The sequence below is a fragment of the Liquorilactobacillus oeni DSM 19972 genome (assembly GCF_001436275.1).
GTDB classification, from domain to species: domain Bacteria; phylum Bacillota; class Bacilli; order Lactobacillales; family Lactobacillaceae; genus Liquorilactobacillus; species Liquorilactobacillus oeni.
In genome coordinates this window covers 1-13722 of the sequence record NZ_AZEH01000020.1, presented here as the reverse complement: position 1 = coordinate 13722, position 13722 = coordinate 1, and the positions used below count along the sequence as shown (strand labels likewise).

Sequence of the window (13722 nt, the reverse complement as noted above, 5' to 3'; positions counted from 1 at the left end):
AATTGCATTCTAAAACATTTTGTTAGATAATTTGCCTCAAAAGACATGAAGGCAGGCAGAAAAGATGGAGCGGGATGATCAAATAATTGAAACTGTGTTGCTGGCAGGCAAAATTATGATTGAAAATGGAGCGGATATGGCACGAGTAGATGACACTCTGACAAGAATTGCACGAAACGCAGGAATTAAAAATCCTAAAATTTTTGAAACGACTACTGGTATTTTAATGTCGATACCTGATAAAAAATCTGCCCAAGTTGAACCAATTCAAAAAAGAACAATTGATTTAGAAAAAGTTTCCTCAGTAAATCAAAAATCACGTGCTTTTCAAAGAGGAGAGCTTTCTCTTCAAGAATTCAAAGATAGCTTAGTTAGGCTAAATATTTCAAGCCCTTACTTTTCTTTTTGGCTGCAGTTGGCAGCTGCTATGGTGGTCAGTACTACCTTGATGCTGATTTATGGCGGTTACTGGCAGGACCTCTTTGCGACTGCTTTAGCGGGTGGAGTCGGCTATGCTTGTTATTACTTCATTAATAATCACTTGCGGGTACGCTTTGTCAGTGAATTTTTAGGTGCCTTTTTAATTGGAATTATTGCGGTCTTGTGTGTGCGTTTTAGACTAGGGTATCAGGTCGATATGATTACAATTGGGGGCGTAATGCCACTTGTACCTGGTGTACCTATCACCAATGCTGTCCGTGATATTTTTGCGGGCCATTTTTTAAGCGGAATGGCCCGTGCCCTAGAAGCGTTGTTGAGTGCCTGTGCAATTGGAATGGGAATTGCAATTGTTTTTCGTTTTATGTAAATCGGGGTGGCAGGAATGGGAATAGTAGTACATATTGTTTGCAGTTATTTAGCAACTCTGGGTTTTGGCATTCTTTTGAATATTCCTCACCGTGCTTTAAATTCATGCGGCTGGGTCGGTGTTTTAGGCTGGATGGCATATTTGCTGGGAACTCATATTAATGCAGGAACAATGCTTGCAAACGTAATGGGAGCATTGATAATCGGGCTTAGTTCCATGGTAATGGCCCGGCGTTTGAAAATGCCGATGATTCTGTTTAATATCCCCAGTTTAGTTCCGCTTGTACCTGGGGGACAAGCATATAAAGCTGTGCGAAGTTTTGCGGTTGGAAATGATTTGGGAGCAATTAATTATTTAGTACAGGTTATAATGATTGCAGCATCAATTGCAATGGGGTTTTTTATTTCTGAGTTGATAGCACGGGCATACTTTAGGCTGACTACCGATAAGTAGCGGCTATTCATATAGAGTTAAGCAGTATGCATGCTGGTTTATAGAATTTATATGAACTTGAAAAGCTAACTATTTAAACACGTTAACTTGCATGCTATAGGTTAAGGCTGGGTCAAAACTTATGTTTTGGCCCAGCCTTTTGTGTTCTCTTGTAGCTTCTGTATTATCATATTTTCAGTAGACTCAACCGCACATAACTCATAATCAGACTATGTGCTATTTGCTATCAGCATTCAAGAACACCGCTCTTAGTTTTTAACGTGTGTTTATTTGGTTGCCTTTTAATCTACGGATTAAGGAGCTTGAGACCGAACTATTTGTTTCTGCTTTTTTGACTTTGAAATTTTTTACAAAATTCAGTATGTTCACAAATTATTTGAAATATTTGTCACAAAAAACATTATTTTTATTCACATTTTTTGTTTAAGCTATATTCATCGATTGCTAAAGCTGTTAGCGATTAATACACGGAGGTGGCTTGATGAATTTTGTAAAACGTGCTTTTTTGAATGTCAAAGTGAAAATGGGGAGAAGTTTATTATTATTTTTAGTAATGTCGGCAATTTTGCTGTTTGTTTTAGCAGGGATTATTATTCAGCAGGCCGCAAACTCAGCGGTTTCAAGCGCAAAGAAAAGTGCAAATGCAACAGTTACACTTGCTGCGAGCCGCGAGCAAGCCTTTAAAAAAGTGAGTAGGCAAAGCGGTACTAGGCCTAAGTTGACACTTCCGAGTGTCAGTATTGCAACTGCAAAAAAAATTGCATCGTCTGGATATGTTAAAAGCTATAATATTTCAAACAGTGCATCTGTTAACGCTTCTTCTTTTTCTGCTATTGAAACCTCTTCAAGTTCTCAACAAGGACCTCAAGGTGCAGGTGCTCAAGAACAACAGAGTGGAGATATTACCCTCTCTGGAGTAAGCAATACCGCACAGCTGACTACTTTTTCAAGTGGAGGGTCAAAGATAGTTGAAGGAAGAGGAATAAAAGCAAGTGATGCAGATACAAACAATGTGACTGTTGAAAAGCAGCTTGCCAAGGAGAATAACTTAAAAGTTGGTTCGACTATCAGCATTAAAAATACAAGCAAAAAAGTCACTAAGCTGAAAATTATTGGTATTTACAAGGCTAGCTCTACTGAGAATTCTGGGTTCGGTATGATGCAAAATGATCCTAGCAATACTATTTATTCTTCGGTTGAAAAAGTTAATAGTATTAAGGGTACAAGCGGGAAAGCAACCTCAGTAACTTTTACTATGAATAATCCTGCCAATGCTAAAAAGTTCATTAAAAGTGCAAAAAAACAACTTAGTTCTTCAAAATTTGCATTGACTGCTGATGATAGTACTTATCGCTCAATTCTGACACCATTGAATAATGTCAGTTCTTTTGCAAATAAAATTGTTTGGTTAGTTGGCATAGCTGGCACAATCATTTTGGCTCTCATTGTTATTTTAATGGTTCGTGAACGAAGGTATGAAATTGGAGTTTTACTGTCCTTAGGTGAAAAGAGATGGAAAGTGATTGCCCAATTTTTCAGTGAGCTTTTGTTAATTATGGCGGTTTCAAGTATTGTTGCTTTAATTGGCGGTAAATTTTTGGGCAATACAGTTTCCAATCAATTGATACAACAAACTACATCGGCAACAAGTTCGCTGACGGTTGGCTCAAATCAAAATCAAGGGCCGCAAGCTGGAGGGAGTGGGTTAAGTCAGGGACAAGCTAATGTTGGGAATGCAAATCGGAAAGGAATAGGACAAAATAAGCAACTTCAAAGTTTAGATGTAAATATTAGTTTGGCAGCTTTTCTTAAGTTATTAGGGTTTGGGTTATTTATTATTTTACTAGCTACCTTATTGGGAACAATTAATGTTTTATTGTTGGAACCGAGACGAATTTTAATTTCATAGAGGAGGTTATTTAATGCTAAAAACAAATAGAGTTGGATATTGGTACGGAGATGCTGAAAATAAATTGTTTGAAAATGTCAACCTTGAATTTTTAAAAGGACGGCTTTACTCAATAATAGGCAAAAGCGGATCTGGAAAAACAACTTTTTTGTCCTTGATAGCAGGGCTTGCCAGACCTAGTGAAGGGTCAATTGAATTCAATGGAAGAGAACTTTCAAAAATTGGTTTGTTAAATTATAGGAAAAAATGTGTCTCAATGGTTTTTCAATCATATAATCTATTTTCCTACATGTCGGCAATTGAGAATATTTTAACAGCAATGTCCATAACAGGTTCCAAGAATGCAGGAAATAAAAAATACGTATTAGAGATGCTGGACCAGGTTGGAATCGATGAAGCAAGTGCTAAAAGAAGGGTTTCCCGTCTATCTGGAGGACAGCAGCAAAGAGTGGCAATTGTGCGGACAATGTGCTGCGATGCTCAGTTAGTAGTAGCGGATGAGCCAACTGGAAATTTAGATGAGACAAGCACAAAAGATGTTTTAAGTCTTTTGCAGAAGATAGCACATGAACAGCAAAAGTGTGTGATACTTGTAACTCATGAGCTGGATGTTGCGAAGGCTTGTGATTCTGTAATCGAACTTCATCAAAAAAAATTCGAATACGTTTGAACTAAAGAATGGCAGTAAAACAGTTTTGCACATGAATATATATAAAACGGAATTCTTCTATAACTAAGTTTGAACAATAAAAGTTGTAATTTAATTGCTTTTATTGTTTAGCGCTGTTGAAGAATTCCGTTTTTAAATTATTTTGATTTTCTATTCAAATGTACAAAGAAAAATATGTTTGTTTTAGAAATTTCTAGCGGCTGACGCTTTGCAGTTGGCTGATTTTATAGTTTTCTGTGGGAACACGATGCTTTTTCATTATAGCAATAAAGCATTGCTCAAACAGGTTTATATCTGGAATAGTAGATTCTATGAGCCAATATTTGTGGCGGACATCTTTAAAGCTGCCTAGCCGGGTAACTTCAGGAAAATTTTCGATTTGCGGTGCTAGGACACTTTTTTCAAAGTTAATCTCATATATGTGGGGAGTACCCTCCAGCCAAGCACGATAGTTATTATCATTCATAGATAGTTCCTCCTTTTTGAAAACGCTTACTCCAAAACTAAATATACTTGTTTTTTTTTGATTGTCAATAAAAAGCAAATACATATAGAGCATTCAAAGTCAAAAAATGCGGATTAAATTAAGAAACATTTTTAAAAATAACGGACAGGTCTTTAAAAAATAAGGTGAGTGTTTTAATAGTGAGTCTTTCCGTCTAACGATTAATTCATCATTAGTATTAGAAGGCTTTCAACTACTTGTACACTTACCTTACTGATAGAACCTAATTAAATATGGATTTTTTTGCTTAAAAATAATTATGGATAATTAACTCGGTAAAGGTAGAATATAACTTTTACCATGCGACTTCTTGCTTTCATTAACACTGCTTTTTACACACTACTTAAAGTTAGTGTCTATCTTTTGAGAATGTTGCAGTGTATTGCCTGTCTTAGCACTCTCAAGGCCAAGAGATGAACGTAATAGGTCTGTTATACGCTGCTTTTCTTTCTCAGGTACAACTTCAAATGACTGTGAATCAATCATAGCGGAGTCTCCTTGAGCATGATCAGATATAAGATTATGCGTAGCTACTCGATATTTTAGCCCAAGCAAAATAAAATCATTAAAGCTAAGATCGGTTTTTAACTGTTTTTTTAGCTCAGTGAAAAACTGTTTTTTTAATAGGACTTGCAGTTTTGTAGCGCTGAAGGCAACGGTTGTCAGTACTTGCCTTTGCCTTTGCTGCCGTCCATAGTCGCCTTGAGGGTCACTATAACGCATTCGAACATATGCAAGTGCTTGTGCGCCGTTCATATGTGTTTCTTTGTTCTTGGTAAAGGAGTACCCTCCATAACTGAAAGTTAATAATGGTTTGATTGTAATCCCGCCAACTGCATTGACAAGATTCTCAAGCCCGCCCATGTTTATCGTAGCATAAAAGTCAATTGGAACATTGAGATATTGTTGAACTGTTGATACGGCAGTGGCAGAGCCTCCAAAATCATAAGCAGAATTTAATTTACTGGGATAATGCTGTTTATAACCGCTGACTGCAACAAGACCGTCACGCGGCAGGCTGACTACGGTCATTTTTTTATTTGCAGGGTCAAGGATCATGATGATCATAGTATCTGTTCGTCCCTTGAAGTTACGTCCTAAAGCACCAGTATCAGTACCCAGCAATAACAGTGAAATCGGGTGCCCATTTTTTAATAATGTTTCTGGGTTGCGTACCTTGGTTATTTGGTTGGGACTGTAGATAGCAGTTGCTGTCTTTCTGGCATTTTGGTATGTATTGTTCAAGGTAAAAAGAATAAACCCAAGTATAAAAACGAAGATGAGCAGGAAAAAAGTGAAATACGTTTTCCTTTTTCTGCTGTGTCCTTGGGATTTTCTTCCTTTTGAATGAACACGTTCACTGTGTTTTGAGCGTTCCATTTTATTTTGATTATCCACAGTAAACATCTCCTTTAAGTTCTAAATATTCATATTTTAGCAAATATTATCAACGATGACCAATCAGGTAACTGATAATTAAAATAACAAAAACTGCTGTTGTGATATAAACATAGAGAAAATCTCGTTCTTTCCAAAATGCGTATATGGAAACCACAACCCGTAAGACAGGGGTTAGAATTAAAGCGAAGATTCCTGCCATCATATAAGCGTATGCTTTAAGCTGCAGCAAACCGTAGAAGACTTGAGTAAGTGCAGTTGGAAATACATTGTCTGGATAACCGCTTTTACCAGTAGTGTAAAAAAGCAGAAGACCGCAAATCATCAATAAGGCAGCAAAGATGACCCCAATACGCATAATTTTTCCGATTATAACTTCAATTTCTTTCATTTCAACTGTAACTGTGACTTTTCTTTTTGCCATTTTAAATGACCCCCGTTCCCTTTAAGATCATTTGTAAACCAAGGTAAAGAAGTACTGGGATAAAGATTCCCCTGATCACTTTTGAAGGCAACAATTGCATGATTCTACTGCCTAAGACTGCGCCTACGAGAATTCCTAAAGCCAGCGGCACAGCTACATCTGGTCTGATAGAACCGTTGAAAAAGTAGACAGTTGCACTTGCAGCCGCAGTTACACCCATCATCAAGTTGCTGGTTGCACTTGCAGGTTTAAGGGGCATTCTCATTGCATTATCCAGTGCCATGACTTTAAATGCTCCTGAACCGATCCCAAGCATTCCGCTTGCAATTCCCGCTCCAAACATGATGCTTAATCCAGCAGGAATATGTTCAACTTGGTAGTCAATTTTTTTCTTTAGATTTTTGTCATAATAGCTGGCATTTAATTTGAAACGTAAAGCTGTTTTATCCGGCTGTGTCAGTTTCAAAACCTCTTTTCCAGCTCTCAACTTGCGCAGCATGTTCCAGCTTGAAAAAATAAGCAGGCTTCCAAAAAGTACATAAAGGAATGAAGGATTGATGACACCGGTTAAGATTGCGCCTGTAATTGCCCCAATAGTGGTAGCAATTTCGAGGAACATCGCTACACGCAGATTCAAGACATCGTCTTTTAAAAATGCAATAGTGGCTCCTGAACTTGTGGCGATTACTGCAATAATACTGGCACCGATAGCATATTTAATATTTAATCCTAAGCCTAATGTGACAATGGGAGTGATAATAATGCCGCCACCCAGCCCGAGGATGGCACCCATGATACCAGCAAAAAGTCCGATTAGTAGTAAAATCAGAATATCATTTGACATAATAGTTAGAGCTCCTTTAAAAGATGAGTATTTGCTAGTTTAGAGTACCACTGTTTAGTTAATCTGAAAAACAACAAATTAAGTTCTTCATGAAGGGTAACATATAATATAAAAAGGCAGCGGTAAAATTAATAAATGCTGTATGTATCTAGTAATTAAGTCTACAGTGAAAGAATAAAGCTTTTACAAAGCAAATAATGATGAAAATTAAAAAACTTAAAAAGAAAGGCTGATATTTTGAAAAAGAAACAGATTCATTTACGGCGAGTGAGAGAGCAAGATTTGGCAGACTTGTTTTCTTATGGGTCGCAAAAGGAAGTGGCTCAAGGAGCAGGTTTTAAACAGTGCCGCACTAAAGAAGATGCACTTTCTTTCATGAAGTTTTTGGACAACAAGTTTTCATGGGTAATTGAGGAAGAAGCTACACAAAAAGTTATTGGAAACATTTGCTTATATGAAACAGTGTCGGCTTCAGGTGAAATACTTTCAGCAAAGCGCACGCTGGGGTATGCTCTTAACAAAAATTATTGGAATCAAGGCATTATAACGAATGCGATTGAGAAAATGGTCATTTACGCAAGACATATAGGAATAATGGAGATTGAGGCCTTTGTTGCTATAAGTAATCCAGCATCGGCACGTGTATTGGAAAAAAATGAATTTATAGCTCGGGATCTCATCACGCTGCCCTTTTGGAAGAATTTTTTGCAACAGGAAAAAGCAATTGTCTACTATAAAAAATTGGATGAAAAAGAGCGTATATACTGAAAAGCTAACGTTAAAACTTTAACAAGACATATTTTTTTGAGAATGCTTTCAGGATAGTCTTGAAGAATACTAGTATATTAGTTTAATTATCTTCTTCACAAGAAAAAAACAAGCTAGTATTTGTAATTTGGCAATGATATCATAAGGCTTGAATTTGTTGTATTTTTACAGAACAACTGATCCAACAGACAGTTAAGCAAAGGAAGTTTTAATGATGGAAGACAGCAAAAAATATTACGGGGCAGATGCGATCATCGACAGCCTTGTTAATCATGATGTCAAGTACGTCTTTGGTATTCCGGGTGCTAAAGTAGACCGAGTATTTGAACGTCTTGACAAACCAGTTAATCCTAAAGCGCCTAAGCTGGTTTTGACACGCCACGAACAGAATGCAGCTTTTATGGCAGCTGGGATTGGACGTATTACAGGCAAACCTGGTGTGGTAGTAACAACATCGGGTCCAGGTGCAAGCAATTTAGCAACCGGGTTGGTAACTGCAACAGCCGAAGGTGATCCGGTACTTGCCATTTCAGGACAAGTTCAGCGTGCTGATTTACTGCGCTTGACTCATCAAAGTATGGATAATGCGGCTTTATTTGCACCAATTACTAAATTCAGCGCTGAGGTTCAGGATCCGGAAAATATTTCTGAAGTAATTGCAAATGCCTACCAAGAAGCTGAAGCTGGTAAGCAAGGGGCAGGTTTTGTCTCAGTACCGCAGGACGTAACGGATGCCGAAGTTAAAACGAAAGTCATCAAGCCCCTTATTTCTCCTAAGCTGGGGCCCGCAAGCCCAATTGAATCTACACTTTTGGCACAGCGTATTAAGACTGCGCAGCTGCCGGTGCTATTATTAGGGATGCGTGCTTCATCACCTGAAACAACAAAAGCAATTCGTGATTTAATTTCTGAAACACATTTGCCGGTTGTTGAAACTTTCCAAGGCGCAGGAATTATTCCGCGCAATATGGAAGGCGATTTCTTTGGCAGAGTTGGATTGTTCCGCAATCAGCCAGGAGATCAGCTGCTTAAACGCAGTGATTTAGTAATTGCAATCGGTTATGATCCGATTGAATATGAACCACGCAACTGGAATTCAGACGGAAAAGCTAACATTGTAGTAATTGATACTATCAGAGCACAGGTTGATAAAAACTTCCAGCCGGAAAGAGAATTGGTGGGAGACATTGGCCAGACACTTGATTTCTTAGTTCCTTATATGAAGGGGTATGAAATTCCAGAGACTTCACGTAAATACCTAAAAGATCTGCATGATAAACTTGAAAAAAGAGATGAGGCACCGGCGCTTAAGGATGGCCAGATTTTGAATCATCCTCTGAGTGTAATTCAGGAACTCCAAGAACACGTTAAAGATGATATGACTGTAACGGTGGATGTAGGGAGTTTTTATATTTGGATGGCTCGTCATTTTAGAAGCTATGAACCTCGCCATCTGCTCTTTAGTAACGGAATGCAGACATTAGGTGTCGCACTTCCGTGGGCAATAGCAGCTGCATTGATCCGTCCTAAGACACAGATTGTTTCCGTTTCTGGAGATGGTGGTTTTCTATTTTCAAGTCAAGATTTGGAAACAGCTGTGCGTCTGCATTTGAATATTGTACACATTATTTGGAATGACGGAAACTATGATATGGTAAAATTCCAAGAAGAAATGAAGTATGGTGTCTCAGCTGGGGTTAAATTTGGTCCGGTTGATTTTGCTAAATATGCTGAGAGCTTTGGTGCTAAAGGCTTACGGGTTAATAAAGCAAGTGAATTGAAGAGTGTTCTTGATGAAGCTTTTGCTACTAAAGGCCCAGTTGTAGTCGATGTTCCAGTGGATTACAGCTTTAATCAAGAACTTGGTAAACAAATCTTGGAAGATCAGCTGCATTAATCTGCGCTTCTTTAGAAAAATCTTTTCTGGAATCCATTAAATTTTTAGAGTATAATTATTCCCATATCGAAGAGAGGTCGCAAGTGATATCAGTAACTGTTTTCAGATGGTAAAGCATCGTTTAAAAACAGTGAAAGGAGAGCTTGCCGAAGCAAGTGCTGCTTTAACAGCACTGTGTTGGGCTCCTGTTTAAAAGACTGGAGACTGTCGCGAATTTCGCGGAGAGCTATCGAGTATGACTTTTGTATTTTTAGTTGCGAAAAAATATTAAGAAGTCCTGTCGGTAGGAAACTATCTGCAGGGCTTTTATTTTATGCTTTATTAGGTGTGTTTTCAGCAATTGAAGTGCTAAGGTTTGATACAATAATAGGCCTCTTTAATTTTAAGGAGGGTTTTTATGGAAACAACAACTGCTAGGCCTGAAGCTCACATCAGACGTGCACTTAAGACGCGACATCTTTCGATGATTGCGTTGGGAGGAAGTATTGGTACCGGCTTATTTGTAGCAAGTGGATCTGCAATCAGTACTGCAGGTCCAGGCGGAGCACTTATTGCATACATCGGAATCGGCATAATGGTTTATTTTTTAATGACCAGTCTGGGTGAAATGGCTACTTATTTGCCAGTCACCGGTTCTTTTGCTACATACTCTACCAGGTTTGTTGATCCTGCTATGGGTTTTGCTATGGGCTGGAATTATTGGTTTAATTGGGCTATTACACTGGCAGTGGATGTCAGTACAGTGGCTTTGGTTATGAAATTCTGGCTTCCTGATGTTCCTACTTGGACTTTTAGTGCAGCTGCCTTGGTTTTGATATTTATTATCAATGCTTTTTCTGTGCTTTCTTTTGGAGAAGCTGAATACTGGATGTCATTAATTAAAGTAGTGACAGTAATTATCTTTTTAATAATTGGTTTTTTGACAATTTTTGGTATTATGGGCGGTCATGCTGTCGGTCTTGAAAACTTTGTTTATCGAAAGGCACCCTTTGCCGGTGGAATACCGACTATATTAAGTGTTTTCGTTGTGGCCGGTTTTTCTTTTCAGGGAACAGAACTGATTGGAATTACGGCTGGAGAATCGGCTACACCGGAAAAAAGCATCCCTAAGGCCATTAAACAGGTCTTCTGGAGAATATTGTTATTTTATATTTTGTCTATCTTTGTGATTGCCTGCTTGATTCCTTATACAAGTTCTAATTTACTAGGATCTGATGCGAAAGATATCGCGATTAGTCCTTTCACGCTTGTTTTTCGCAGAGCAGGACTGGCTTCAGCTGCTAGTGTGATGAATGCAGTTATTTTGACTTCTGTGATATCTGCTGCTAATTCTGGAATGTATGCTTCAACCAGAATGCTTTATTCATTGGCAAAGGGCGGCAAGGCACCACGTGTTTTTGGTCTCTTGAATAATCGCGGTATTCCTGTATTTGCACTTTTGGGAACAACTTTTGTCGGCTTATTGACTTTTTTAGCAGGTATTTATGGTAATAGGATATATACCTTCTTGCTGAGCGCTAGTGGGTTGACCGGATTTATTGCATGGCTAGGAATCGCACTTGCGCATTATCGTTTCAGAAGGGCTTTTAAAAAACAGGGGAAATCGCTTGATCAGCTTCGTTACCGTGCAAAACTTTTTCCGTTTGGACCGTTGTTATCATTGATTTTATGTATTCTTGTGATAGTCGGGCAAGACCTTAAATCTTTTGCCAATTGGGACTGGCAGGCAATCGGGGTCAGCTATATGAGTATTCCATTATTCATTATTTTGTACCTTTTTTATAAGATAAAATATCATACTAAACTTATTCCGCTTGAAAAAGTTGATCTGACACCGCACACGGTACACAAGGAATAAAAAATTATTTTTACTGACGATGAAAACTTGCTATTTTTGGAGGGCAAGGTTAGAATAATAGCATAATATTTATAAAACGTCAGAGTTCGCCATAAGTAGACATTAAGAGACATGGTGGTCGGTGCAAACCATGAAGTTGAAATTCCAGCGTTCGTAGTATGGGCAGTTAACACTGCACGGGTAACCGTTAATTTTATTGAGTGCGGCTTTTTGCCGAACTTGGGTGGTACCGCGAAATTAGAGCCTTTTCGTCCCAATTATTGGGATGAGAAGGCTCTTTATTTATTTTTTAGGAGGGATTTATCGTGTTAGATGTTAAACTGATAAGACTGCATACTGATGACTTCAAAAAACGGCTTGCTACACGTGGAGTAAAAGCAGAAACAATTGACAAATTGATACAGCGGGATAAACAAAGACGTGAACTTGTCGTTCAAACGGAGACGTTGAAGCAGAAAAGAAATGAAGTTTCACAGGCAATTGCTGCTGCCAAGAGAGGGAAAAAAGGTGCAGCTGAACAGATTGCTTCTATGAGGGAAGTAGGCATCCAGATTAAGGAATTGGATGAAAAATTAGTACAAGCAGAAAAAGAAGTTCAAGAAATTGCTGCTCGGTTGCCTAATTTACCAAACCCCACAATTCCAGTCGGCGTTGATGAAGGCGCTAATATTGAAATTAAGGTAGTTGGAAAACTTCCTGAGTTTGATTTTAAACCAAAACCTCATTGGGAAATCGGCGAAAAACTTGGTATTTTAGACTTTGAACGTGGGGCAAAAGTTTCAGGCAGCAGGTTTGTTTATTACATCGGTTTAGGTGCTAAGCTTGAACGTGCAGTCTATAATTTTATGTTGGATGAACATAGCAAAGAAGGTTACACTGAAGTGATTCCGCCATATCTTGTAAACGGTGCTTCGATGTATGGAACTAGTCAATTTCCTAAATTTAAAGAAGATGTTTTTCAGATTGAAAATCAAGATTTAACTTTGATCCCAACAGCGGAAGTTCCGCTGACTAATTACTATCGCGATGAAGTTATTCCTACTGAAAAATTGCCTGTTTATTTCACCGCCTTGTCGCCTTCTTTCAGATCAGAGGCCGGGAGTGCTGGACGAGACACACGAGGTTTAATCAGGCTGCATCAGTTTAATAAAGTAGAAATGGTTAAGTATACGAAGCCGGCAGAATCATATAATGAACTTGAAAAAATGACTGAAAATGCAGGCAGTATTCTTGAAAAATTAGGTTTGGCTTATCACATTATTACTCTTTCTACTGGAGACATGGGCTTCTCGGCTGCGATGACTCATGATCTTGAAGTCTGGATACCAGCACAAAATATGTATCGCGAAATTTCAAGTTGTTCTAATTGTGAGGATTTTCAGGCAAGACGCGCGCACATTCAGTATCGTAATGAAGAAGGAAAACTTGAATTTGTACACACACTTAATGGATCTGGTTTAGCAGTTGGTAGAACTGTGGCTGCTATTTTGGAAAATTACCAAAATGAAGATGGCACGGTAACTGTTCCTGAAGTATTAAGACCTTATATGAGCGGATTGGCCTTGATTAAATAAGAATGTCTTTGAATTCTAATTTAAATATGGAAGAGGCTGAGTCAAAACTTATGTTTTGGCTCAGTTTTTTTGGACTCTTTTGCAATTTCATATCAATGTGTTTCAATAGTCAGTCTTTTCTGCTTAACCACAAATTACTCATAGTCAAATTCGGACTATGTTCGTAATTAGCAGTTAATACTCAAAGTCTAACGACTATTGGCACACCCTCTTCGTTTTAATCTGCAATTAGCGCATTTTCCTTTGTGTTCTGGTTTTATAGAATATCCTGTTTTTTTAATATGTGATTCTAAGTATATAGATATGTGCTTTATTCTAGGAATATTAAACTGAAAAACTTTGTTAAAAATATTGATGAATAAAAAATAAAAAAAGTTGTTGACGGAAGACGGTTTAGTTGGTATGATATTCATTGTTGCTAATGACGGTAGTTGTTCAACAAACCTTATCATTGCAAGCAATAATCATGTTATTGACTGTTGACTGCGAGTGGTAAAGTGAAAAAATATATTGACACTTAATAATATTAGTTATATAATTATAAACTGTGTCTTATAGAAGTAGACCTTTGAAAACTGAACAAAGTTTCGACAAATCAAATGTGCAGGGCTCTT

12 protein-coding genes and 1 riboswitch are annotated in these 13722 nt (G+C 37.9%); of the genes, 8 read left to right on the top strand and 4 right to left on the bottom strand.

All coding sequences use genetic code 11. The features are described from left to right. Positions 1–64: 64 nt before the first annotated feature. The 4 genes from FD46_RS01195 to FD46_RS01180 all read left to right on the top strand — a co-directional run bounded on the left by FD46_RS01195 (position 65) and on the right by FD46_RS01180 (position 3840). On the top strand, positions 65–808 hold the full coding sequence (locus FD46_RS01195) for a threonine/serine exporter family protein (protein ID WP_057895362.1): 744 nt from the start codon (positions 65–67) through the stop codon (positions 806–808). Between the two features lie 15 nt (positions 809–823). Continuing rightward, complete coding sequence (locus FD46_RS01190; protein WP_057895361.1) at positions 824–1261, top strand: threonine/serine exporter family protein; 438 nt, start codon at positions 824–826, stop codon at positions 1259–1261. A gap of 481 nt (positions 1262–1742) precedes the next feature. Further along, a complete protein-coding gene (locus FD46_RS01185; protein WP_057895360.1) occupies positions 1743–3170 on the top strand; it encodes an ABC transporter permease in 1428 nt (475 codons plus the stop codon). Between the two features lie 13 nt (positions 3171–3183). Beyond that, positions 3184–3840, top strand: coding sequence for an ABC transporter ATP-binding protein (locus FD46_RS01180; protein ID WP_057895359.1), 657 nt, complete (start codon positions 3184–3186; stop codon positions 3838–3840). A 193-nt stretch (positions 3841–4033) separates the two neighbouring features. Here the strand turns inward: FD46_RS01180 and FD46_RS01175 are convergent, their stop codons facing one another. From FD46_RS01175 to FD46_RS01160, 4 genes are all read right to left on the bottom strand, one after another. Next, on the bottom strand, positions 4034–4306 hold the full coding sequence (locus FD46_RS01175; protein WP_057895358.1) for a hypothetical protein: 273 nt from the start codon (positions 4304–4306) through the stop codon (positions 4034–4036). Between the two features lie 378 nt (positions 4307–4684). Continuing rightward, a complete protein-coding gene (locus FD46_RS01170; protein WP_057895357.1) occupies positions 4685–5752 on the bottom strand; it encodes an LCP family protein in 1068 nt (355 codons plus the stop codon). A 40-nt stretch (positions 5753–5792) separates the two neighbouring features. Beyond that, complete coding sequence (locus FD46_RS01165) at positions 5793–6167, bottom strand: DUF1634 domain-containing protein (protein WP_057895356.1); 375 nt, start codon at positions 6165–6167, stop codon at positions 5793–5795. 1 nt (position 6168) lies between these two features. After that, positions 6169–7011: a sulfite exporter TauE/SafE family protein gene (locus FD46_RS01160; RefSeq protein WP_057895355.1), complete on the bottom strand. Its 843-nt coding sequence runs from the start codon at positions 7009–7011 to the stop codon at positions 6169–6171. A gap of 237 nt (positions 7012–7248) precedes the next feature. Between FD46_RS01160 and FD46_RS01155 the strand changes: the two genes are divergently transcribed. The 4 genes from FD46_RS01155 to serS all read left to right on the top strand — a co-directional run bounded on the left by FD46_RS01155 (position 7249) and on the right by serS (position 13108). Beyond that, positions 7249–7779 (top strand): GNAT family N-acetyltransferase, encoded by a 531-nt coding sequence (locus tag FD46_RS01155; protein ID WP_057895354.1) that lies wholly within the window; start codon positions 7249–7251, stop codon positions 7777–7779. A 211-nt stretch (positions 7780–7990) separates the two neighbouring features. Next, on the top strand, positions 7991–9676 hold the full coding sequence (gene alsS / locus FD46_RS01150; protein WP_057895353.1) for an acetolactate synthase AlsS: 1686 nt from the start codon (positions 7991–7993) through the stop codon (positions 9674–9676). 63 nt (positions 9677–9739) lie between these two features. After that, positions 9740–9913, top strand: a riboswitch (Lysine riboswitch). A 160-nt stretch (positions 9914–10073) separates the two neighbouring features. Continuing rightward, positions 10074–11534 carry an amino acid permease gene (locus tag FD46_RS01145; RefSeq protein ID WP_057895352.1) on the top strand — a complete coding sequence of 487 codons (1461 nt, stop codon included), beginning with the start codon at positions 10074–10076 and terminating at the stop codon, positions 11532–11534. A gap of 305 nt (positions 11535–11839) precedes the next feature. Next, complete coding sequence (gene serS / locus FD46_RS01135) at positions 11840–13108, top strand: serine--tRNA ligase (RefSeq protein ID WP_057895350.1); 1269 nt, start codon at positions 11840–11842, stop codon at positions 13106–13108. The last annotated feature ends 614 nt before the right edge of the window (positions 13109–13722 follow it).